Source organism: Achromobacter aegrifaciens (assembly GCF_902859965.1).
Taxonomy (GTDB): domain Bacteria; phylum Pseudomonadota; class Gammaproteobacteria; order Burkholderiales; family Burkholderiaceae_B; genus Achromobacter; species Achromobacter aegrifaciens.
Map to the genome: position 1 here is coordinate 1,383,928 of NZ_CADIKO010000001.1, position 23,525 is coordinate 1,407,452.

Consider the following 23,525-nt stretch of genomic DNA (forward strand, 5'->3'; position numbering starts at 1 on the left):
ATGAACGCTGCCACCAACAAGAAACCTGACGCATTCTTCAAGGGATCCCGGCTAATTTCCAGGCCGGGCGCGGTAATCCAGGTTCGGGAACTGATGCTCACCGAATACGGGTTGCGTGCCATTACCAGTGCAAGCACGGGTATCCGGCAAGGGGCCATTGAAGAAGCTGGCCCACCGTCGCCGCTGAGAGGAATGGCTCCTGCCTGACCCCATTTGTACTGCGCCCGGTTTGGCTGCTTTTCGATACCGCAGATGGTCGCCGCATGCACTCGTGTCCTGGTGAGAAAGGCAAATATTCAGCGCGTCGACCCGTTACGCCTGCCCCGTTTTGCATTCTTCCGTTTTTTTGTGCATAATTCGCCCCCTCTACCTGTTCCCCGATAGCTCAGTCGGTAGAGCGACGGACTGTTAATCCGCAGGTCGCTGGTTCGAGCCCAGCTCGGGGAGCCAAAGAATGCAGTACTGAAGGGCCCGCAACTTGTTGCGGGCCTTTTGCATTGGGACGCGGTGCGCGCGCGCTGTTTGCCGGGCCGCGCGCGGCGTACGATGATGCGCATTCCCTCATCACCACATCGCCTGCCTCCATGCGTTCCGCGCGATCCCTGCCTGCCCTGGTTTCCCTGCGCGCCTTTGAAGCTGCCGCGCGGCGCATGAGTTTTTCCCTGGCTGCGCAGGAGCTCTTCGTAACGCAAAGCGCCATCAGCCACCATATCCAGCGACTGGAAGCCGAACTGGGCGTGGCCCTGTTCGAGCGGCTCACCCGCGCCGTGGCGCTGACCGCGGCGGGTCAGGCCTATTACGAGCGCGTACACGCGGCCTTCGAACTGCTGCGCCTGGGTACCGACGAGGTCCGTGCGCCCGAGACTGTGCGGCAGACGCTGCGCGTCGGGCTGCTGGCCTCGTTCGCCACGCGCTGGCTGGCGCCGCGCCTCGCGGCGTTTGCCGCCGCCCATCCCGACATCGATCTCCAATTGCAGCCCGACATCGGCCTGGCGGACGTTGCGGGCGGCGAGGTCGACGTCGCCATCCGCTACGGGCGCGGCGTGTGGCCAGGCGTGCGGGCTCGGCTGATCATGGCGGAGCGGCTGTCGGTAGTCTGCTCGCCCGCGCTGATCGCGGGCAGGAAACGGCCGCGCGCGCCGCAGGATCTGCTGCGATTCCCGCTGCTGGCCTCGCATGCCCGCCATCCCTTCGAATGGGACGCCTGGGCGCGACATCACGGCGTGGACCTGGGCGGCGTGCGGCCCGTACGCCTGCATGACTACAACATCGTCGTGGAAGCGGCGCTGGCGGGGCAAGGCATGGCGATGGGCCGTCACCGCCTTATCGCCGCCCAGCTCGCCAGCGGCGCGCTGGTGGAGGCCCTGCCGAACGCCGCGCTCGAAGCTCCTCGCATCGGCTGGTGGTTCGTGACGCCGCGCGGCGCGCTTGGCGAAGCGGCACAGCGCTTCCACGCATGGCTGGCGCAGGCGGCCACGGAGCGGGGCGACACACATTAGTTTTACTCATGTGTACTGCGCGAAAATTGATTGGTCAGGGCCGGCAGCGGCCGATAGCATGAGGCTTGCCCATACTTTCCCTGTTCAGGAGTCCCTCATGACCCGCTCGATCTCCGGCCGCGTGGCCGAACTTGGCCTGACCCTCGAAGCCGCCGCCGCTCCCGCCGCCAACTACGTGCCCTTCGTGCAGGAAGGCAACCTGCTGTATATCTCGGGCCAGATCTCCCGCAAGGACGGCAAGGCCGCCTATCTGGGCCGCCTGGGAGACCAGGTTTCTGACGCCGATGGCGTGGCAGCGGCGCGCCTGTCGGCGCTGGGCCTGCTATCGCAGATCGCCGCCGCCACCGGCGACAAGCTGGATCGCGTGGCGCGCGTCGTGCGCCTGGGCGTGTTCGTGGCCAGCACGCCGGACTTCAACCGCCAGAGCGCCATTGCCAACGGCGCCTCCGACCTGATGGTCGAGGTGTTCGGCGACGCCGGCCGCCATGCTCGCAGCGCCGTCGGCGTGGCATCCCTGCCGCAGGGCGTGGCGGTCGAGATAGAAGCCGTTATCGCGCTCACGCAAGCCTGATCCCTGCCGGAGCCGCCATGTCCGCCCCCTTGACTCCCAGCGCCGTGGAAGCGTTGCGCGCCCAGACCCCTGGCGCGCACACCACCGTCCATTTCAATCACGCCGGCGCGTCGCTGCCCTCGGCCGCCACGCTGCATGCCATCCACGCGCACCTGCAACGCGAAGCGACGCAAGGGCCCATGGAGGCTGGCGTGCGGTCGCGGGAGCTGATCGAGCAGGCTCGCACACTGGCGGCCCGGCTGCTCAACGCGGACCCGACCGAGATCGCGCTCACCGGCGGCAACTCGCCCGGCTGGGGCGCGGCTTTCGCGGCGATGGCGCCGTGGCGCGCCGGCGACCGCATCCTGGTGGGTCGCCACGAATGGGGCGGCAACCTGGCCGCCATGCGGCTCAAGGCGCAGCGTGCTGGCGCCACGCTGGAGACCATTCCCTCGGACGACAGCGGCTGCGTCGATCCGCAGGCACTGGAGGCCATGCTGGATGAGCGGGTGCGCCTGATCGCACTGACCTGGCTGCCCGCCAACGGCGGCCTGATCAATCCCGCCGCCGCCATCGGCAGCGTCGCGCGCCGCCACGGCATCCCGTATTTCGTGGATGCGGCACAGGCGGTCGGCCAGTTGCCCGTGGACGTCGCGCAGATCGGCTGCGATGTGTTGAGCGGGGCCGGACGCAAGGCGTTGCGCGGCCCGCGCGGCACAGGCCTGCTGTACGTGCGGCGCGACTTCCTGGACCAGCTCACGCCCGCCTTCGTCGACACCCATTCCGCCCCCCTGGGCGCCGACGGCGAGCCGGTGCTGCGCCAGGACGCCGCGCGCCTGGAATCGGCGGAAGCCTCGCTGGCGCTGCGCTGCGGCCTGGTCAACGCCTTGCAGGAAGCCCTGGACATCGGCCTGCCAGCCATCCGCGCCCGCATCGCCGCCACGGCCCAGGCCCTGCGGACCGAACTGGCGGCCATCCCCGGCATCACGGTGCTGGACCAGGGCCGCGAACGCTCGGGCCTGGTGTCCTTCAACTTCGCCGATCAGGACGCCGTATCCGTGCAACGCGCCATGGCGGCACAGGGCATCACCATCGGCAGCAACGGCGTGCCCTATACCCCGCTGGACATGCAGGCGCGTGGCCTGACCCAGATCGCGCGGGCCTCGGTCAGCTATCTGACCAGCGACGCGGAAATCGACCGCCTGCTGGAAGGGCTGCGTGCCCTGGCCCGCTAGGGCTTGCCCGGCCCTGGGCCAAGTTCAAGCCGCCGCGCGCCGCGCGAAGGGCGTCCACTTGGTGAAGACCAGCAGGTTGCCCAGCATTACCAGCGCCAGGCCCAGCAGGGCCGGCGCCGTCCACTGATAGCCTTCGGCGAAAGTAGACACGCTCAAGGCCACCACCGGAAACAGCACCGTGCAGTAGGCGGCCCGCGCCGGGCCCATGCGGCCCACCAACGTCAGATAGGCGGTAAAACCGATCACGGAGCCCGGGATGGCCAGATAGAGCAGGGCGCCGACGTAGGAAGCCGAGGTATCGAATTCGAACGGCAGGCCCGCCGCCAGACAACCCGCCAGCAGGATGGCTGCGCCATAAAGCATGCTGTAGGCGTTGCCGGTCAAGGGCCGGATGCCGGCGCGCTGTTGCAGCGACGACAGCATGTTGCCCGTCGAAAAGCAGAACGTACCCAGCAGTGCAAAGCTCAGGCCCAGCAGGGTTTCATGGCTGGCCTCCTGCCCCGCCAGTTCGGGCCAGAACAGCAGCACCAGGCCGGAAAAGCCCAGCGCGCCGGCCACCATCACGCGCGGCGCGACGCGGGTGCCGAACCACAGGCGGGCATTCAGCGCATTCCATAGCGTCGCCGCCGAAAACACCACCGACACCAGGCCGCTGGGAATCCACTGGGTTGCCGTGTAGAAGCACAGGAAGTTCAGGCAGAACAGGCACAGCCCCTGGCCCACGCACAGCCAGTGGCCGCGCCGGTCCATTTTCTGCAGCTTGCGGGTCAGCGCCAGGACCGCGAACAGAACCAGGCCCGCCAGCGCGAAGCGGTAGAAGATGGAGACGGGAATCGCCACCACGCCCAATTGCAGCTTGATGGCGATCCAGGTTGTGCCCCAGATGACGACTGTGAGGAAATACAGGAAGAGGTTCACGATGCGATGCTGAAACAGGGACGCGGTAAGGCGGTCCGCAAGACCGCCGGGGAATCCAGTTTGCGCCTCCCTGGCCCGCAAGAATTGCCGGTTCTTGCGGTTTTCTTCCTCGCGCGCACGCGCCGCGCGCGAGATCGCAGTAGCATTCCACTCATATGGCTACCGTCGCCTCGGCCCCGGCCGATTTCTCCGTCTTCCGCACCCTGGCGGGCTCCACCGCGACGTTGGGACGCGCCGCCGCGCTGGGCGAGGGCATCGCCATCTCGCAATGGTCACGCAGCGCCCACGAAACCATGGGCTACGACAATCCGGGCCATCACACCCTGTCACTCTATCTGCGTGGCGGCGACAAGTCGTTCCGCCTGGGCCAGGACAGGCTACATGGCGGCGCCGGCAAGTTCTGCGTGCTGCCCTCGGAGCACTACTCGCGCTGGAGCATGAACGACAGCGTGCAATTCCTGCATCTGTACATCGCTCCGGAACGCCTGGCCCGCGAAGCCGTCATGCGGTTGGACTGCGAGCCCCGCACGCTGGAACTGCGCGACCGCACCTACATCCACGACGACTCGCTGATCGACGTCTGCCGGCAGCTGCTGGACACCGACTGGAACCAGCCCGCCGACCGGCTGGCGGCCAGCAGCGCGGCCGAAACAGTCCTGCACCATCTGCTGAACCAGGGCGTGGCGCGCAAGCCCGCGGCAACGCTGCGCGGCGGTCTCGCGCCCGCCGTGCGCCGGCGCATCATGGACTATGTTGACGCGCACCTGGCCGAGCCGCTGACGCTGGACGAACTCGCAGGCCTGGCGGCGCTATCCACCTACCACTTCGCCCGCATGTTCCACACCTCTTTCGGCGAGCCGCCGCATGCCTGGGTACGGGCGCGGAGGCTGGCGCATGCGCGCAAGCTGCTCGCAGCCGGCAAGGGCGACCTGGCCGGCATCGCCCAGGCCAGCGGCTTCGGCAACGCCAGCCACTTGGCGCGGGTCTTCCGCGACGCCGTCGGCGTCACGCCCGGACAGTACCGCAGCGCCCGCGCCAGGCACTGACGCGTGGGGCTGTGGCCCCGTTTCCCGTCCCGCCCGGTCTACAATGGTCCACCGCCCCCAGGGCCTGACCGTACCGCCGCCCGACGCGATGCCGTCTACGACCTCTCGCGATTCCATCCCCCCGGCTGAACCCCTCGGCGCCGGCCCCGTGCGCGCGCACTGGCTGGCGGAGCTGATACGTCTGCGCGAAACGCATTGGGGGCCGCTGGAAGACGCAGCCGCAGTGCGCCGCGTACGCCAGCAGGACGCCGATCTGCCCGCGCGCATCCTGGCTCGCGCCGCGTTGCTGGCGCAGCGCGAGAATCTCATCCCCCTGATCGACACATGGCGCCGCAGCGCGCTCGCCATGTTGGCCGCGTTGTTCCTGCTGGCCGCCATTTCCGGCGCAGGCGCCGCGCTGGGCGCGCTGGGTGACGGCTCGCGGCCAGTCAACGTGCTGTGGGCGCTGGGCGCCTTGCTGGGCCTGCATGCGCTCACCTTCCTGCTGTGGCTGGGCAGCTTCCTGCTGCGGGCGTCCTCCGTCACGGGACTGGGGCGTCTCTGGCTCTGGGCCACGCGCAAGCTGGCCCGCGGCCCCGACAGCGCGCTGGTACCGCAGGCTTTTCTCAACCTGCTGGCCCGCGCGGGCGCCTTGCGCTGGCTCTTCGGCAGTGTCAGCCACCTGCTGTGGCTGACGGCCCTGTGCGCAGCGCTGGCGGTGCTGCTGGCCGTGCTTTCCACCGCCAGCTACCGCTTCATCTGGGCCACCACCTTGCTGGCGCCCGACACATTCGTCGGGCTGACACAGGCTTTGGGCTGGCTGCCGTCCCTGCTGGGCTTTCCGCTGCCGGACGCATCCATGATCCGCGCCAGCGACGGCGCCCAGGCCCTGCCCGCCGAGGCGCAGGCGCAGTGGTCGCTGTGGCTGATCGGCGTGCTGGTGGTCTACGGCATCCTGCCCCGTCTGTTGGCCGGCGCCCTGTGCGTGGCGGGATCGCTGCGCGCCTTGCGCCGCCTGCGCATCGATCCCTCGCTGCCCGGATTCTCCGCCTTGCGCGATCGCCTGGAGCCGCCCGCCCAGTCCACGGGCATAGACCGCCCGGTCGATCCCCTGCACGAACCGCGCGTCGGCGCGCCGCCGCTCGCGGGCCTGGGCGGCCAGCCGGTGCTGCTGGGGCTCGAACTGCCGCCGGACCTGGCCTGGCCGCCCGCCGACATGCCCGCGGGCGTCCAGCAGGCCGGCAATCTGGATACCCGCGAAGAGCGCAACCGCGTGCTGGACGCGCTCGCCGGCCAGGCCGCCACGCGCATGCTGATCGCCTGCGATGCGCGCCAGACGCCGGACCGCGGAACGCTGTCGCTGATCGCCGAACTGGCCGCGCACGCGGAACAGACGCGTGTATGGCTGGTCACGCCGCGCGCGGACGCCGAGGCTCCCGCCACCCGCGCCCCGCTATGGCGCGAACGCCTGCTGGCGCTGGGCCTGCCCGCCGATGCCGTGCTGCAAGCGCCGCTGGCCCCGCTCGCCTGGCTGGAGTCCGGCCATGGCTGAAGACCTCATCAAGATTGCGCTGGTCGGCCATACCAACACCGGCAAGACCTCGTTGCTGCGCACGCTGACGCGCGACACCACCTTCGGTGAAGTCGCCGACAGCCCGGGCACCACGCGCCACGTCGAAGGCGCGCGCCTGCGGCTGGAAGGGCGGGCCGTGCTGGAATGGTTCGACACACCGGGCATGGAAGACAGCATCTCGCTGCTGGAGTACCTGGAAAAACTCGACAGCCCGCAAGAACGCCTGGACGGGCCGGCGCGCATCCGCCGCTTCCTCGACACGCCCGAGGCGCATGGCCGCTACGAGCAGGAGGCCCGCGTGCTGGCCAAGATGCTGGATTGCGACGCGGCGCTGTACGTCATCGACGCGCGCGATCCGGTACTGGGCAAGCACCGCGACGAACTCGCCATCCTGGCCGCCTGCGGCCGGCCTCTGCTGCCTGTGCTGAACTTCGTCAACGCGCCCGCGCATCGCGCCGACGAATGGCGCGCCGCCATGGCCCGGTTGGGCCTGCACGCGGTCGTCGAGTTCGACACCGTCGCGCCGCCGCTGGATGGCGAACAACAGCTCTATGCCAAGCTCGGCGTGCTGCTGGACCGCCACGCCGCCGCGCTGGCCCGGCTGTCCGCCAATCTTGCCGAGCAGCGCCGCGCGCGCCGTGGCGCCGCCTACGAACTGCTGGCCGACCTGCTGGTCGACGTGGCGGCCTTGCACGTCTCCAGCGCCAGCGACGACGCGGCGCTCGCGGCCGCCTCGGGCACGCTGCGCGACCAGGTGCGCCAGCGCGAGCAGACCTGCGTCAACGCATTGCTGGCGCTCTACAACTTCCGCGCGACGGACTTCACCGATGATGCGCTGCCGCTGCAGGGCGAGCGCTGGGGCATGGACCTGTTCCATCCCCAGGCCCTGAAGGACATGGGCGTGCAGGTGGGCATGGGCGCCGCCGCGGGCGCCATGGCCGGCGCGGCGGTGGACCTGTTCAGCGCCGGTTTGAGCCTGGGCACCGGCATGCTGATCGGCGCGGCCGCCGGCGGCCTGTGGCAAGGCGTGGAAAAGCTGGGCAAGCGCGTGGCGGGCAAGCTGCGCGGCTGGCGCGAAATCAGCGTCGACGACGCGGTGCTGCGTCTTTTGGCCCTGCGCCAGCGCCAACTGATCGAAGCGCTGGAGCGCCGCGGCCATGCCGCGCGCGAGCCATTGAGACTAGACCATCCGGACGACGATGCCTGGCGCAAAGGGCCCCTGCCCGAAGCGTTGAAAGAGGCCCGCAGCCGGCCCGAATGGTCGGCCCTGGGCGAGCACTACGAAGACAGCGACCGCCGCAAGCGCGTGGTGCGCGAATTGGCGAAAACCCTTGCCGACGCGCCCCCGCCCGGCGCCTGAGCGCAGAGCCGCCAGCCTTGCCGCACGCACCATTCCACGCCGCCGGCAAGCAAGTACTAACCCCAATCCAAACCGATTGACGCTTAAACGAATGCGTCGATAAGATTCGTCCTACATCGATGCGGGTCCGTCCCCGTCATGATAATCACAAGGGGTTGGGTCTATCGTGAAGTCGAAGTCCTACGCAGTGATTCCCGGCAGCGCCATCACCGGCGCACGCGCAGCTCGCGCTGCGTCCCGCCAGACCCCAATCCGTCTTTCGTCGTAAGCAGCAACGCCATGCCCCGGATCCCCATGGGGCCGGGGCCCTGTCACTTCTGTCGCGCTATCCGCGCACCACACGGAGCATGAGGGCTATGCGTACTTTTCCCCACCTGAAGCAAGCTGCGCTCGCCGCTGCCATCGCCGCATCGCTGGCTTTCAGCGCCGGCGCGGCCGCCAAGACCTTTCACTGGTCCTATCAAGGCGATGCGACGTCCATGGATCCGATGGCCCTGAACGAAACGTTCACGCTGGGCTTCCAGGGCAACATCTACGAAACGCTTGCCGGCTACGACGGCAACCTGAAACTGACTCCGCTGCTGGCGGAAAGCTGGGAGAACCCCGAACCCACGAAGTGGGTGTTCAAGCTGCGCAAGGGCGTGAAATTCCACGATGGTTCGCCGTTCACGGCGGACGACGTCATCTTCTCCTGGAAGCGCAGCCTGACCCCGGGCTCCGACATGAAGGGCTACGGCGCCAAGGCCTCCGACATCAAGAAGATTGACGACTACACCATCGAAGTCACCACGCCCACGCCCAACCCCATCCTGCCGCGCGAATGGGTGTTCCTGTACATCATGAGCAAGTCGTGGTCGGAAAAGAACAAGACCACCGAAGCCACCAACGTCAAGGGCGACAACCAGGGCAACTATGCCAACCTGAATGCCAACGGCACCGGCCCCTTCATGCTGGCCTCGCGCCAGCCCGACGTGAAGACCGTGCTCAAGCGATACGACGGCTACTGGAACAAGAACATCAAGACCAACGTCGACGAAGTCATCTTCCAGCCCATCACGCAGGAAGCGACGCGCGTGGCCGCGCTGATCTCCGGCGAAATGGACCTGGTGCAGCCTGTACCGGTGCAGGACTGGAAGCGCCTCGAAGACGCCAAGGGCGTCAAGCCGCTGACCGCGCCGGAAGCGCGCGCCATCTTCATCGGCATGGACCAGGACCGCGACGAACTGCTGTTCTCGGACGTGAAGGGCAAGAATCCCTTCAAGGATCCCAAGGTGCGCGAAGCCGTGGTGCTGGCCGTGGACACCAAGGCCATCAACGAGAAGATCATGCGCGGCGCTGCCAAGCCGCTGGGCTCGCTCATCGCCACCGCCATCAATGGCTATGACGATTCCTTCGGCGCGCCGTACAAGCCGGATCCCGAGCGCGCCAAGAAGCTGCTGGCCGAAGCCGGCTATCCCAAGGGCTTCACGGTCACCATGGACTGCCCGAACGACCGCTACGTCAACGACGAAAAGGTCTGCCAGGCCGTGGCCGGCATGCTGGCGCGCGTGGGCATCAAGATCAACCTGCTGGCGCAGACCAAGTCGAAGTACTTCGGCAAGATCCTGCTGCAGGCCGGCAACCAGACCAGCATGTACATGCTGGGCTGGACGCCCAGCTCCACCGACGCGCACAACACGCTGCTGAACCTGGCCTCGTGCCGCAATGCCAAGACGGCGGCGGGCCAGTTCAACCTGGGCGGGTACTGCAACAAGAAGGTCGACGAACTCACCGACAAGATCGGCGTCGAAACCGACCAGGCCAAGCGCAACGCCATGATCAAGGAAGCCTTCGAGATCGTGCGCAACGACTATGGCTACCTGCCGCTGCACCAGCAGCCCATGTCCTGGGGCGTGAAGGACAACATCCAGGTCATCCAGCGCGCCGACGACGTGCTCGACCTGCGCGACGTCGTCCTGCCGTAATCCGGCGACGCGAGCCCCGGGCGGCACCTGCCGCCCGGGCGCGCCCGGCCCAGCCCCGGTTCCCGCTACCCGAGGGAAACGCGGCCCGGCGTCATCTGAATCCGAGGGCTTCCGATAATGCTTTCCTTTGTTGCGCAACGGCTTATCCAGTCGGTGCTGGTGATGTTGACGGTGGCGCTGATCGCGTTCTCCATGTTCCGCTATGTGGGCGATCCGATAGCCAGCATGGTGGGCCAGGACACCACCCCTGAACAACGCGCGGAACTGCGCAAACAGCTGGGCCTGGACGATCCCTTCGTGGTGCAGTACGCGCACTTCGTGGCCAACGCCGTGCGCGGCGACTTCGGCATATCGTACCGGCACCGCCGGCCCGTCAGCGAACTGCTCGAAGAGCGCATGCCGGCCACGCTGGAACTGTCCTTCGTGTCTGCCGTGATGGCGCTGGCCCTGGGCATACCCATGGGCATCTATACCGCGCTCAAGCGCCACGGCGTGCTGTCCAAGGCCTTCATGGCGATCTCGCTGGCCGGCATCTCGCTGCCCACCTTCCTCATCGGCATTCTGCTCATCCTGTTCTTCGGCGTGCAGCTGCGATGGCTGCCCAGCTTCGGGCGCGGCGACGTGGTCAGCCTGGGATGGTGGACCACGGGCTTTCTGACCAAATCAGGCTGGCTGGCGCTGATCATGCCGGCCATCACGCTGGCGCTGTTCCAGATGACGCTGATCATGCGGCTGGTGCGCGCCGAAATGCTGGAAGTGCTGCGCGCCGACTTCATCAAATTCGCGCGCGCCCGCGGCCTGCCGGAACGGCTGATCAATTTCCGCCATGCGTTGAAGAACACCATGGTGCCCGTCATCACGATCACCGGGCTGCAACTGGGTTCCATCATCGCCTTCGCCATCATCACGGAAACCGTGTTCCAGTGGCCCGGCATGGGCCTGCTGTTCATCCAGGCCATCAGCATGGTGGACATTCCCGTCATGGCGGCCTATCTGGTGCTGATCGCCTTCATGTTCGTGCTCATCAACCTGGTCGTGGACCTGCTGTACTTCGCCGTGGACCCGCGTCTGCGCGTGCAGAGCAAGTAAAGGACTCATCATGATTGCTCGCATCGCTCCCTTCTTCGCCCGTGCGGCCGACAGCGACCTCTGGCACAGCTTCAAGCGTTCGCCCGGCGCCATCATCGCCGCGATCGTCACGCTGGCCATCCTGCTGGGCGCGCTGTTCGCGCCCGTCGTCGCGCCGCACAACCCCTTTGACCTGGCATCCTTGAGCATCATGGACGCCAACACGCCGCCGGCCTGGGAAGAGGGCGGCAGCCCAGACTTCCTGCTGGGCACCGACGACCAGGGCCGCGACATCCTGTCGGCGGTTCTGTATGGCTCGCGCGTGTCGCTGCTGGTGGGTTTCGCGTCCGTGCTGTTCTCGATGGTGCTGGGCGTGAGCCTGGGCCTCATCAGCGGCTATGCAGGCGGACGCGTGGACAGCTTCATCATGCGCATCGCCGACGTGCAGCTGTCGTTTCCAGCCATTCTGGTGGCGCTGCTGATCGACGGCGTGGCGCGCGGCCTGCTGCCGCGCGACATGCACGACCAGCTCGCGCTGTATGTGCTGATCTTCGCCATCGGCATCTCGGGCTGGGTGCAATACGCCCGCACCGTGCGCGGCTCCACACTGGTGGAACGCAACAAGGAATACGTGCAGGCGGCCCGCCTCATCGGCATCGGACCCATCACCATCCTGCGCCGGCACATCCTGCCCAACGTGATGGGACCGGTACTGGTCATCGCCACCATCCACCTGGCCATCGCCATCATCACCGAAGCCACGCTCTCGTTCCTGGGCGTGGGCGTACCGCCCACGGCGCCGTCGCTGGGCACGTTGATACGTATCGGCAACAGCTACCTGTTCTCGGGCATGTGGTGGATCTCCATCTTCCCCGGCATCGCGCTGGTGGCGCTGGTGCTGTCGGTCAACCTGCTGGGCGACTGGCTGCGCGACGCGCTCAACCCCAAGCTGCGCTGAGGACGCCATGGCCCTGTTGAACATCGAAGATATCCGCATCGAATTTCCCAGCCGCCGCGGCACGCTGGTGGCCGTGGACGGCGTCTCGCTGTCCCTGGAAAAAGGCGAAATCCTGGGCGTGGTGGGCGAATCCGGCGCCGGCAAGTCCACCATCGGCAATGCCGTGATCGGCCTGCTGGAGGCGCCTGGCCGCCTGGCGGGCGGCGCCGTGCTGCTGAACGGCGAACGCATCGACACGCTGACTCCGGCGCAGCAGCGCAAAGTGCGCGGCCGCCGCATCGGCATGATCTTCCAGGATCCGCTGACCTCGCTGGATCCGCTGCAGACGGTGGAAAGCCAGCTGGTCGAAACCATGCAGGTGCACCTGAACCTGTCCCAGGCCGAGGCCCAGAAACGCGCCGTGCAGCTACTGACGCAGGTCGGCATCGACAAGCCGGAACTCCGCGTCAAACAATACCCGCACCAGTTCTCGGGCGGCATGCGGCAACGCGTGGTGATCGCGCTGGCGCTGTGCTGCGAGCCCGAAGTCATCATCGCCGACGAACCCACCACCGCGCTCGACGTGTCGATCCAGGCGCAGATCCTGGAACTGCTCAAGAAGCTGTGCCGCGAAGAGCAGGTTGGCATGATCATCATCACGCACGACATGGGCGTGATCGCGGACGTGACGGATCGCGTGGCGGTTCTTTACCACGGCAAGCTGGTCGAACAAGGCCCCACCTCCAAGATCCTGGGCGACCCCGACCACCCCTACACGCGCAGCCTGATCTCGGCCGTGCCGCGTCCCGACATCAAGCTGCGGCGCTTCCCGCTGGTGACCTACATCGAGGACGTGAAAAAGCCGGCGCAGCCGCTGGACCTGGCCACCCACTGGCTGGGCCAGCGCCGCGACTTCGGCGCGCGCACCGGCGGTCCGCTGGTGCAAGTCAACGACCTGAGCATGCGCTTCGTGTTGAAGAGCGCGCTGCTCAAGCGCAACCAGCGCACGCTGGACGCCGTCAAACGCGTCAATTTCTCCATCGGCGAAGGCGAGGTCTTCGGCCTGGTGGGCGAGTCCGGTTCCGGCAAGTCCACCGTGGCGCGGCTGATCTCCGGCCTCTACACGCCGAGCGAAGGCTCGGTCAATTTCGGCGGCACGGACCTGACCGCGCTCAAGGGCGAGAAGCAGCTGAACCCGTTCCGGCGGCAGATCCAGATGATCTTCCAGGATCCGTTCTCCTCGCTCAATCCGCGCATGCGGGTGCTGGACATCGTGGCCGAGCCGATCCGCTTCCACAAGCTGGCGGCCAGCGAAGCAGAGACGCGCCGCATCGTGGCTGACCTGCTGGACGTGGTGGGCCTGGGCGATCGCGCCGCCGAACGCTTTCCGCACGAGTTCTCGGGCGGCCAACGCCAGCGCATCTGCATCGCGCGGGCGCTGGCCACGCGCCCCCGCTTCCTTATCTGCGACGAACCGACCTCGGCGCTGGACGTGTCCATCCAGGCGCAGATCCTGAACCTGCTGAAAGACCTGCAAGAGGAACTCGGGCTGACCATGCTGTTCATCAGCCACGACCTGCCGGTGATCCGCCAGATGTGCGACCGCGTGGGCGTGATGCGCTATGGCGAACTGCTGGAAGTGGCCAACACCGAAGACCTCTTCGAACGTCCGCAGCATCCCTACAGCCAACACCTGCTTGGCCTCATGCCCCGCCTGCAATCCATGTCCCGCGAGGGCCTGGAAGTGGCGGAGTAACGCCAGGCGCAACCCGGAGCGAGACATGACGGCGACACGACAGACCCTGTTTACAGGCGGCCAGGTTTTCGACGGCAAGGGCAAACTGCTGCCCAACCACGGCGTGCTGGTCGAAGGCCGGCACGTGGTGCGCGTGGCGCCGGCCGGGGAGTTTTCCGGCTACGCCGGCGCGACCGTGCGCACGGACGGCATGACGCTGATGCCCAGCCTGGCCGACTGTCACGTCCATTTGGTCTACACCGGCGGCGCCGATCCCAACGCGCAACTGAGCAAGCAAGGCCCTGCGCAGATCACGTTGACGGCGCTGGAGAACGCGCAGGCCAGCCTGCGCGGCGGCGTCACCGCGCTGCGCGATTGCGGCGGCAAGGACTACCTGGAATTCGGCGTGCGCGACGCCATCGCGCGCGGCGTGTTCCCCGGCCCCACGATCAGGGCCTCGGGCCGCATCATCTGCATGACGGGCGGCCACGGCAACCGCATCGGCCGCGTGGCCGACGGCTGCGAGGACGTGATCAAGGCCGTGCGCGAACAGGTCCACGCCGGCTGCGACCTGGTGAAGATCATGGCCACGGGCGGCGTCATGACGCCCGGCGTCAGCCCCATGGACGCGCACTACAGCTTCGACGAAATGAAGGCCGGCGTGCACGAGGCCAAGCGCTTTCGTAAAAGCACCGCCAGTCATGCGCAAGGCACGCTGGGCATCCTGAACGCAGTGCGCGCCGGCATCGATTCCATCGAGCACGGCATCTTCATGGACGACGAATGCCTGCGCGAGATGCTGGACGCCCAGACCTATCTGGTGCCCACCATCGCCGCGGTGCGCAACATCATCGCCAACGCCGACAACGGCATCCCCGCCTACGCGGTCGAGAAGGCGCGCGCGGTGGAGCAACGCCACCGCGAATCGTTCCAGATGTATTACAAGGCGGGCGGGCGCATTGCGCTGGGCACCGACGCCGGCACCCCGTTCAACCTGCACGGCGAGAACGCCATGGAATTGGCCTACATGGTCGAGTTCGGCATGACGCCCGTGGACGCGCTCATCGCCGGCACCTCGCGCGGACACGACCTGATGGGCATGGACCAGCACGGCGCCATCGCCGAGGGCAACGTGGCCGATCTGCTGCTGGTGCAGGGCGATCCCACCGAAGACATCATGAAGGCGGCCGACAAGCGCTTCCACGTTGCGGTACTGCGCAACGGCGAAGTGGCCGCCGGCGCCTTGCCCCTCTGAAACGCGACGATTCCCAGCCCGCAATGAAAAAGGCCGCCGCGCCCTGGGCGCGGCGGCCTTTGTACAGCTCGAGTCGAGTGGTGCGCCGACTTAGCGGGCGCCGCCCATCGCGCCGCTCATGACCATCATCAGGAACTGCTCGACCGGCATCTTCTTGCCGTTGAAATCGACCTGGCCGTCGGCGTAGTTCAGGTACGTCACGATGTTGTTGTTTTCGACCTTGGCCATGCCCATGGCGGTAGCCATGGTGCCAACCATTTCAGCCTGGCCCTTGGCGGTCTGCTGAGCCTGCTCGGCCGGCACGCCGCGCACCTGGGGCTCGATGGCCATCAGGTCGCTCAGGTTGCCCTTGGACAGCACCAGCTTGGCATTGAGCTTGCGGATCGTCTGCTTCAGCGTATCGGCGAACTCGCCGTCCAGCGATGCCGGCTTGGCCATGTCCAGGTCCAGGTTGAAGGTCGACGTGCCGTTGGCGGTACGCACTTCCAGCGGCGACACTGCCAGCGTCGGGTTGCCAGCCAGCAGCAGCTCGACGTTGGTCTTGAGGACCTGCTTTTCTTCATCCGTGAACTGGGGCGACTGCTCTTCGCCCTTGCTCTGCATCATGCGGCGCGAAGCGGCTTCATAGACGTCGTTCAGCGCCTTGAACGCCTTCGAATCCAGCTTCTGCGCGTCCAGCACCAGCTTCAGGCCGGCCATGTCCTTTTCCTGCACGTTGATCATGCCGAAATCCATGGCCATCTTCACGCCCATGAGCGAGTTGGCTTCGGTCATGTCGACGGTAATCGCGGTGTCCTTGAGCTGGACCGGCGGCTTTTCCTTGGACGTGATGGTCCAGTTCTTGAGCGCGACCTTCTGGCTGCCCACGTACATGTCGTTCGAAGCCGGCGTCATGTCGCTGGTCAGGGTCAGGCCGGTCATGGCCATGCTGACGATGTCGCTTTCTTCGGACTCGCCCGCCAGCGTCAGGCTGTCGGCCTTCAGCGCGACCGTGCCGTGCTTGCTGCCGGTGGCGTAGGTCACGTCGCCCTTCATGCCCGAGAACTTCAGGCTGTTGGCGTCCTTGGCGAACTCGACGGGAGCCATGTCGAAGTTGCCGCTGATGTTCTTGGCATAGCTGACGCTATAGGCGCCGGACAGGGGCACCGCGCCCTTGGCGGCGGCGAACCATTCCTTGACCAGGGGCGTCTCTTCCAGCTGGAAGCGGCTGGCCACCATGGCGGGCGCAAACGAGCCCGACTTCAGGTTGGACAGCGGGAAGGGGCCGTGGTCCAGGTGCTCGAGGAACACGAGTTCGTGGTCGACGGCCGGCTTGCCGTCGGCGGCCGGCTCGGTGAACTTGACGCGGTAGCGCTCGGTGGACGAAAACACGCCGCGGTCGAAGGAGACCAGCTCAACCACGGGGGTCACACCCCATTTTTCGCCGACCTTCTTCAGTTCAAGGTTGGCCTGCTCGATCGATTGCTTGACGAAAGCCTCGGCCTTCTGGCCCGTATACCAAGCCGTGCCGGTCCATACTGCGCCCAGCGCGACGACTACGCCCACAATTGCCGATTTTTTCATTGCGATCCTTTATTCTTCAAATGGATGAAAGCGGACGGATTATAGGGATTGCAGCCTAGGGAAAACACTTATTTCGTGCAAAGGCGCTGCAATGTGTTGCTTATTGATACAGAACCAGCCTTCCCGGGCGGTGCTGCAGCGCCACATCAGCTACAATCCTTCGGTGCGTTTTGCCAATCTGCGCACGTCCGCTAGGCCCTTCGCTGCCAAGCTTCGCCCGTCAGGGCGCTTCCCTTTTCTCCTTTATTCGTCCGCCTGGATTGGAGTCTCTCAACTTGAGCGACGGGCTGCCGCTGGAGTTGTTTTGACTACCTCTTCCCCTTTTGCCGACCTCGGGCTGGCTGATTCCCTGTTGCGCGCCATTGCCGAAACCGGCTACACCGCGCCCACTCCCATTCAGGCCCAGGCAATTCCCCAGGTCCTCAAGGGTGGCGACCTGCTCGCCGCCGCACAGACCGGCACCGGCAAGACCGCCGGCTTCACGCTGCCCATCCTGCACCTGCTGATGCAGAAAAAGCCCGAGCAGCGCAAGCCCGGCCGCCCGCGCTGCCTGATCCTGACCCCGACGCGTGAGTTGACCGCGCAGGTCGAGGAATCGGTGCAGACCTATGGCAAGTACACGCCGCTGTCCTCCATGGTGATGTTCGGCGGCGTCAACATCAACCCCCAGATCTCCGCGCTGAGAAAGCCGCTGGACATCCTGGTCGCCACCCCCGGCCGCCTGCTGGACCACTGCGGCCAGAAGACCGTGGACCTGTCCGGCGTCGAGATCCTGGTGCTGGACGAAGCCGACCGCATGCTGGACATGGGCTTCATCCGCGATATCCGCAAGGTCCTCGCGCTGCTGCCCAAGCAGCGCCAGAACCTGCTGTTCTCGGCCACCTTCTCCGACGAGATCCGCACCCTGGCGCGCGGCGTGCTGAACAACCCGGGCGAAGTCTCGGTCACCCCGCGCAACACCGCCACCGAACTGGTCACCCAGACGGTGCACATGGTGGAACAGCACCACAAGCGCGACCTCATCAGCCACATCATCCGCGAAAGCGGCTGGCACCAGGTGCTGGTGTTCACCCGCACCAAGCACGGCGCCAACCGCCTGGCCGAAAAGCTGGTCAAGGACGGCCTGACCGCCGCCGCCATCCACGGCAACAAGAGCCAGTCGGCCCGCACCCGCGCGCTGGCCGGCTTCAAGGACAGCACCGTGACGGTGCTGGTGGCGACCGACATCGCCGCCCGCGGCCTGGACATCGACCAACTGCCCCAGGTGGTGAACTTCGAACTGCCCAATGTGCCTGAAGACTACGTGCACCGCATCGGCCGCACCGGCCGCGCCGGCGCCACCGGCGCCGCGGTCTCGCTGGTCGACAACAGCGAAATCAAGCTGTTGAAGGACATCGAGCGCCTGATCAAGAAGACCATCGAGCGCAAGCCCGTGGAAGGCTGGACGCCGCCGGCCACGACCGCGGCGGCCTACGACCGCCAGGAGCGCGACGAAGACAACCGCAGCCCGCGCGGCGGCGGCGGCCGTAATGGCGGCCGCAGCGGCAATGGCAATGGCAATGGCGGCCGTTCGCGCCAGGGACAAGGCCAGGGCCAGCCCCGCGCCGCGACCGGCAACCGCGCCCCCGCGCCGGCCCGTGCCGGCGGCGAAGGCCGCGCCAGCCATGGCCCGCGCGACGGCAAGCCCGCCGACCGTCCGGCCCACGCCGGCCGCAACGAAGGCCGTCCCCAGCAGAACCATCGCCGTCCGGAGGGCTCCGGCCGCCCGGCAGGCAATGGCGGTTCCGGACGCCCCTCGGGCGCGCCGCGCGCCGCGTTGCTGAGCAAGTAATATCACCGCAACCGCTACCCACGGACCCGCGCCATGCCCTTATCTACCTGGTTGACGTTCTTCCTGGCCTCCTGGGCCATTTCGTTCTCGCCTGGCGCGGGCGCGATCTCGGCGATGTCCTCCGGCCTGAAGTACGGCTTTGCGCGCGGCTACTGGAACACGGCTGGCCTGATCATGGGCATCCTGTTCCAGTTCGTGGTGGTGGCCGTGGGGCTGGGCGCGGTGCTGGCCACCTCCGAGGTGGCCTTCAACGTGGTCAAGTATCTGGGCGTGGCCTACCTGATCTACCTGGGCGTGCGCCAGATCCGCACGGATGCGGCGCCCGTCACAGTGGATTCCGGCGATCCCAAGCGCGCCACGATCCGGGAACTGGTGCTGCGCGGCTTCCTGATCAACACCATGAACCCCAAGGGCACGGTGTTCCTGCTGGCCGTGGTGCCGCAGTTCGTGGATACCGCGCTGCCGCTGACGCAGCAGTATGCGGCGATCGCCGCCACGCTGGCGTTCACCGACCTGGTGGCCATGGGCGTGTACACGCTGCTGGCCGCGCGCGTGCTGCGCCTGCTGCGCAGCGCCAAGCATATCCGCTGGATGAACCGGACCTTCGGTTCGCTCTTCATCCTGGCCGGCGTGTTCCTGGCTTCGTTCCGCCGCCATTCCTGAACCCCATGTGCGGGGCATGCGCTGGCGACGGCGCATGCCCCGCGCGTTTTTCATGCCCGATACCGGACCGCGCCGGGCCCAAAAGCGGCGCCAAGTAAAATCCTTCCGATCATGAACATCCCTCACGAAGTAGCGCGGCGCCGTACGTTCGCCATCATTTCCCACCCCGACGCGGGCAAGACGACACTGACCGAAAAGCTGTTGCTGTTCGCAGGCGCGATCCAGATCGCCGGCAGCGTCAAGGCGCGCAAGGCTTCGCGCCATGCATCGTCCGACTGGATGGAAATCGAAAAGCAGCGCGGCATTTCCGTGGCGTCCTCGGTGATGCAGATGGAATACCGCGATTGCGTCATCAACCTGCTCGACACCCCGGGCCACGCGGACTTCTCCGAAGACACGTACCGGGTGCTGACGGCCGTGGACGCCGCACTCATGGTGATCGACGCCGCCAACGGCGTGGAGCCGCAAACCATCCGCCTCTTGCAGGTCTGCCGCGCGCGCAACACGCCCATCATTACGTTCATCAACAAGATGGACCGCGAAGTGCGCGAACCTTTGGAACTGCTGTCCGAAATCGAAGGCCACCTGGGCATGGACGCGGTGCCGTTCTCCTGGCCGGTCGGCATGGGCAAGGCCTTCGGCGGCGTATTCGACATCCGCCAGGACCGCATGCGCGTGTTCCGCCCCGGCCAGGAACGCCGCTCGGACAAGGACGACTTCATCGAAGGCCTGAGCAATCCCGAAATCGCCCGGCGCTTTGGCTCGGCGTTCGAGCAGGCCAGCGGCGAGATCGAACTCATCAACGAAGCCGCGCCCGCCTTCGACCGCGAACAATTCCTGGCCGGCAAGCAGACGCCTGTGTTCTTCGGCTCCGCCATCAACAACTTCGGTGTGCAGGAAGTGCTGGACGCGCTGGTCGAACAGGCGCCGCCCCCGGGCCCGCGCGAGTCCATGCAGCGCCTGGTGCAGCCCGTGGAACCCAAGTTCACCGGCGTGGTGTTCAAGGTGCAGGCCAACATGGATCCGGCCCACCGCGACCGCGTCGCGTTCGTGCGCGTAAGCTCCGGCCGCTTCGAACGCGGCATGCGCCTGAAGGTCGCGCGCACCAACAAGGAAATGCGCCCCAACAACGTGGTGTCCTTCCTGTCACAGCGCCGCGAGCTGCTGGACGAGGCCTATGCCGGCGACGTGATCGGCATTCCCAACCACGGCGTGCTGCAGTTGGGCGACGTGCTGACCGAAGGAGAGACGCTGCAGTTCACCGGGCTGCCGTTCTTCGCCCCCGAGCTGTTCCAGGCCGTGGAAGTGAAGGATCCGCTGCGCACCAAGCAGTTGCGCACCGGTCTCACCCAATTGGGCGAGGAAGGGGCCATCCAGGTGTTCCGTCCCGAGGCTGCCGGCGGCTCGCTGCTGCTGGGCGCGGTCGGACAACTGCAGTTCGAAGTGGTCGCCCATCGCCTGAAGACCGAGTACGGCGTGGACGCGCGGATGCTGCCTTCCCGCTACACAATGGCACGTTGGATTACGTCTGAAAACCCCAAGGCGCTGCGCAAGTTCATGGATGCCAATGCCGCCCATATCGCCTATGATGTTGTGGATGCGGCGGCGTTTTTGATCGGTTCTCCCGCGCAATTGCGCGTGGCCGAGGAACTGTATCCCGATGTGAAATTCCATGCCATGCGCGAGCACGGCGGCAAGGTTTTCGGAGACAAAGCGTAGACCCGTTCGGGTTCCGCACGGCAGATGAGGGTAGCAATGTCTTGGCGTTTCTTATTCGCAACGCTCCTGATCGCGCTTGGCGCGTCGGCCTGGGGCGGTATTCAACTGGGTGATTGGCTGGTGGCGCATGCGCCGGTGGCCGCGCCCGCTCCTGGCCAGGATGCCGCGGCATCCCAGCAGCCCGTACTGGATGCCAACGGCCGTCCTTACGTGGCCCAGCCTCCGCAGCCGCGCATCGACGGTACCTTGGGCGTGCCCGACAAGCCCGCCGACCGCGAATGGCAGGTCAACACCGTTTCGCTGTTCGACAGCGTCAGCGACCCTGCGGTGAAGATCTCGCGCGAACGCATCAGCCCGGACCAGGCCCGCGAAATCGCGGCAGCTTCGCAAGTGCCGCTGCCTTCGGGCACTTCGGACGTCAGCACCCTGGATCTGCAGGCTCCCGGCACGTCCACCGCCATCAACGGCGGCCAGGTCCAGGCAGGCGGCTACGGCACTCCGCAGATGGTGCAGGCGCCCCCGCCGCCGCCGAACACCGCGCAGGCGCCCGGCGCCCTGGGCTGGCAGGACGCGCTCAAGCGCGAACTCGCGCATTGCGCCACGCAAGGCTTCTTCGAACGCCCCTCGTGTTCCTGGGCCGCGCGCAACAAGTACTGCGGACCCAACCGCGCCTGGGGCACCATGGCCGAGTGCCCGGCTCGCCCGAACTGAAATATCGGCGCGCGGCATGCGCCGCATGACACCGACAAAAAAATGGCGCCCCTTAGGGCGCCATTTTTATGACCGGAACATTACTCCGGCACGGACATCTGGCTTTGCAGATAATTCTGGATACCGACCTTGTCGATCAGGTCGATCTGCGTTTCCAGGTAGTCGATGTGCTCTTCGGTGTCGTCCAGGATGTCCTGGAACAGATCGCGCGAGACATAGTCGCGCACCGATTCGCAATGCGCGATCGCTTCCTTCACGGTCGCCTGCGCGCCTTGCTCCAGCTTCAGGTCACAGGCCAGCAATTCCGGCACGTCTTCGCCGATCAGCAGCTTATGCAGGTCCTGCAGGTTGGGCAGGCCGTCCAGCATGAAGATGCGCGCGATCAGGCGATCCGCATGCTTCATTTCGCCGATGGACTCTTCGTACTCGTGCTTGCCCAGCTTGTCGAAGCCCCAATGGTTCAGCATGCGGGCATGCAGGAAATATTGGTTGATGGCCGTCAGTTCGTTGGTCAGTTGCTTGTTCAGAAACTGGATGACGGTTTTGTCGCCTTTCATGATGGACTCCTTGCAGTCAGGCGCGACGCAGATGCATCGCGACAAAGGAGCGCACGATGCCGCGCGTACGCAACCCCGGCAGACTACCACCTGGCGCGGGGCCGCGCCTAGCCTTGCGCTGCATTTGGTAAACCGCTTTAGGAGCGCTACAAGAAAGCGACACGCCAATGAGAATGAGTATGCGTGCGTGATGCCTTGCATGCCGGCATCAGCAACGATGCGGCCTGACGGCGCGCGATGTCGCCGAATCCGCCGCGCGATCCACGCGATCGCTGGCAACGATGCGTCCCTCGACCGCGTGAAACGCGCCGGCTCGTGGCCGGCGGCATTTCGTTGCGGATCGGCAACCTCGGCTGGGGCTGCGCGTTACTCGGCGCGCCGCGTGGCCAGCCAGATGCCCAACGCGATCGGGACGATGCCCAGCAGATCCAGCCACGATACGTGCTCGCCCAGCACCAGCCACCCGAACAGCAGGCCCAGCGGCGGCATCAGGAAGTGCAGCGCGCTTGCCGCAGTAGCGCTGGCGCGGCCGAGAATCATGAACCACAGGTAGTAGCCGCCCATCGACACCGCGACAATCATGTAGGCCATGCTCCAGAACAGGCTGGCCGTCATGCGCGCATCGCCGATGTTCTCGTGCATCAACGCGAAGGGCAGCAAGGCTACGGCGCCGGCCAGGGACTGTATGCCCGTGGACGTCCACAGGCCGGAGGACGGCTTCAAACGCTTGTAGAGCAGCGTGCCGGCCACCAGCGCCACCAGGCCGCCCGTCACCAACAGCGTGCCATGCAGGTCCTCCTGCATGCCCGACAAGCGTGAACGCAGCACCAGGGCCACGCCCGCCAATCCCAGGCACAGGCCCAGCAGTTTGCGCCATCCCAGCCGTTCGCCCAGCACTGGGCCGGCCAGCACGCCGATGAGCAGCGGGTTGGTGCTGATCAGCACCGCGGTAAACGCCGACGACACCGTCGTCATGCCCGACCAGCTCAGGCCGAGGTACAGCGCGTTGTTCAGCACCCCCAACAGGATCAGCGCGGCCAGATCGCGCGCGCTTGGCATCTTCCAGCGGCCGCTCGCCGCCGCCAGGCCCAGCATCAAGGCTCCCGCGATCACGAAACGGATGGTCAGCAAGGTCAGCGGCGGACAGTCCCGCACGGCGATCTTGGCCGCAGCGAACGCCGAGCTCCACAGAAAGCAAAAAGCTGCGATGGGCGCCCAGCTGATGCCCGGCGAGGCTTGAGCTGGAATGGCGGCGGCGGAAAGGGTCGAGGTGGCCTTCATGATGAGTCCGGAAGGTGGCGCTAAGCCGCAGTGGCGGCGGATGGACGAATTCTGCGCGGCCGCCCATCCATTGACAAACTC

At 66.5% G+C, this 23,525-nt stretch carries 20 protein-coding genes and 1 tRNA gene; 17 read left to right on the forward strand and 4 right to left on the reverse strand.

Going from position 1 to position 23,525, the window contains the following annotated elements; translation table 11 throughout:
- From HV793_RS06445 to HV793_RS06465, 5 genes are all read left to right on the forward strand, one after another.
- Positions 1-207 (forward strand): sulfatase, encoded by a 207-nt coding sequence (locus HV793_RS06445; protein WP_082401081.1) that lies wholly within the window; start codon positions 1-3, stop codon positions 205-207.
- Between the two features lie 167 nt (positions 208-374).
- Positions 375-450, forward strand: a tRNA-Asn gene (locus tag HV793_RS06450).
- A 134-nt stretch (positions 451-584) separates the two neighbouring features.
- Positions 585-1,499, forward strand: coding sequence for a LysR substrate-binding domain-containing protein (locus HV793_RS06455; protein WP_280528338.1), 915 nt, complete (start codon positions 585-587; stop codon positions 1,497-1,499).
- A gap of 97 nt (positions 1,500-1,596) precedes the next feature.
- Positions 1,597-2,070 carry a RidA family protein gene (locus HV793_RS06460; RefSeq protein ID WP_054455544.1) on the forward strand — a complete coding sequence of 158 codons (474 nt, stop codon included), beginning with the start codon at positions 1,597-1,599 and terminating at the stop codon, positions 2,068-2,070.
- A gap of 17 nt (positions 2,071-2,087) precedes the next feature.
- A complete protein-coding gene (locus HV793_RS06465; RefSeq protein ID WP_175212854.1) occupies positions 2,088-3,284 on the forward strand; it encodes an aminotransferase class V-fold PLP-dependent enzyme in 1,197 nt (398 codons plus the stop codon).
- Between the two features lie 24 nt (positions 3,285-3,308).
- On the opposite strand, the gene HV793_RS06470 is transcribed toward HV793_RS06465, so the two are convergent.
- Complete coding sequence (locus HV793_RS06470) at positions 3,309-4,202, reverse strand: DMT family transporter (protein WP_175212855.1); 894 nt, start codon at positions 4,200-4,202, stop codon at positions 3,309-3,311.
- A gap of 155 nt (positions 4,203-4,357) precedes the next feature.
- Here HV793_RS06470 and HV793_RS06475 point away from each other — a divergent pair, with 155 nt between their 5' ends.
- From HV793_RS06475 to HV793_RS06510, 8 genes are all read left to right on the forward strand, one after another.
- A complete protein-coding gene (locus HV793_RS06475) occupies positions 4,358-5,248 on the forward strand; it encodes an AraC family transcriptional regulator (protein ID WP_175212856.1) in 891 nt (296 codons plus the stop codon).
- 88 nt (positions 5,249-5,336) lie between these two features.
- Complete coding sequence (locus HV793_RS06480; RefSeq protein WP_244958626.1) at positions 5,337-6,779, forward strand: DUF2868 domain-containing protein; 1,443 nt, start codon at positions 5,337-5,339, stop codon at positions 6,777-6,779.
- A complete protein-coding gene (locus tag HV793_RS06485; RefSeq protein WP_175163678.1) occupies positions 6,772-8,160 on the forward strand; it encodes a GTPase/DUF3482 domain-containing protein in 1,389 nt (462 codons plus the stop codon). The genes HV793_RS06480 and HV793_RS06485 overlap by 8 nt, the downstream gene beginning before the upstream one ends.
- 356 nt (positions 8,161-8,516) lie before the next feature.
- Positions 8,517-10,124 carry an ABC transporter substrate-binding protein gene (locus HV793_RS06490; protein ID WP_054455552.1) on the forward strand — a complete coding sequence of 536 codons (1,608 nt, stop codon included), beginning with the start codon at positions 8,517-8,519 and terminating at the stop codon, positions 10,122-10,124.
- 117 nt (positions 10,125-10,241) lie between these two features.
- Positions 10,242-11,213, forward strand: coding sequence for an ABC transporter permease (locus HV793_RS06495; protein WP_054455554.1), 972 nt, complete (start codon positions 10,242-10,244; stop codon positions 11,211-11,213).
- Between the two features lie 10 nt (positions 11,214-11,223).
- Positions 11,224-12,150, forward strand: coding sequence for an ABC transporter permease (locus HV793_RS06500; RefSeq protein WP_054455556.1), 927 nt, complete (start codon positions 11,224-11,226; stop codon positions 12,148-12,150).
- A 7-nt stretch (positions 12,151-12,157) separates the two neighbouring features.
- On the forward strand, positions 12,158-13,885 hold the full coding sequence (locus tag HV793_RS06505; protein ID WP_054455558.1) for an ABC transporter ATP-binding protein: 1,728 nt from the start codon (positions 12,158-12,160) through the stop codon (positions 13,883-13,885).
- Positions 13,886-13,910: 25 nt separating this feature from the next.
- Positions 13,911-15,119: a metal-dependent hydrolase family protein gene (locus HV793_RS06510; RefSeq protein WP_054455560.1), complete on the forward strand. Its 1,209-nt coding sequence runs from the start codon at positions 13,911-13,913 to the stop codon at positions 15,117-15,119.
- A 90-nt stretch (positions 15,120-15,209) separates the two neighbouring features.
- Here the strand turns inward: HV793_RS06510 and HV793_RS06515 are convergent, their stop codons facing one another.
- Positions 15,210-16,682 (reverse strand): YdgA family protein, encoded by a 1,473-nt coding sequence (locus HV793_RS06515; RefSeq protein ID WP_125471003.1) that lies wholly within the window; start codon positions 16,680-16,682, stop codon positions 15,210-15,212.
- Between the two features lie 304 nt (positions 16,683-16,986).
- Here HV793_RS06515 and HV793_RS06520 point away from each other — a divergent pair, with 304 nt between their 5' ends.
- The 4 genes from HV793_RS06520 (at position 16,987) to HV793_RS06535 (ending at position 21,606) form a co-directional block, all read left to right on the forward strand.
- A complete protein-coding gene (locus tag HV793_RS06520) occupies positions 16,987-18,513 on the forward strand; it encodes a DEAD/DEAH box helicase (RefSeq protein WP_175212858.1) in 1,527 nt (508 codons plus the stop codon).
- A gap of 33 nt (positions 18,514-18,546) precedes the next feature.
- Positions 18,547-19,176 (forward strand): LysE family translocator, encoded by a 630-nt coding sequence (locus tag HV793_RS06525; protein WP_054455566.1) that lies wholly within the window; start codon positions 18,547-18,549, stop codon positions 19,174-19,176.
- Positions 19,177-19,287: 111 nt separating this feature from the next.
- On the forward strand, positions 19,288-20,895 hold the full coding sequence (locus HV793_RS06530) for a peptide chain release factor 3 (RefSeq protein WP_054455568.1): 1,608 nt from the start codon (positions 19,288-19,290) through the stop codon (positions 20,893-20,895).
- Between the two features lie 24 nt (positions 20,896-20,919).
- Positions 20,920-21,606: a hypothetical protein gene (locus HV793_RS06535; RefSeq protein ID WP_175164340.1), complete on the forward strand. Its 687-nt coding sequence runs from the start codon at positions 20,920-20,922 to the stop codon at positions 21,604-21,606.
- Positions 21,607-21,686: 80 nt separating this feature from the next.
- Here the strand turns inward: HV793_RS06535 and bfr are convergent, their stop codons facing one another.
- Both bfr and HV793_RS06545 read right to left on the reverse strand, forming a co-directional pair.
- Positions 21,687-22,163, reverse strand: a complete 477-nt coding sequence (bfr, locus tag HV793_RS06540; protein ID WP_013390908.1) for a bacterioferritin — start codon at positions 22,161-22,163, stop codon at positions 21,687-21,689.
- 366 nt (positions 22,164-22,529) lie between these two features.
- Entirely contained in the window at positions 22,530-23,444 is a 915-nt protein-coding gene (locus HV793_RS06545) for a DMT family transporter (protein WP_054455572.1), read from the reverse strand.
- Positions 23,445-23,525 lie beyond the last annotated feature (81 nt).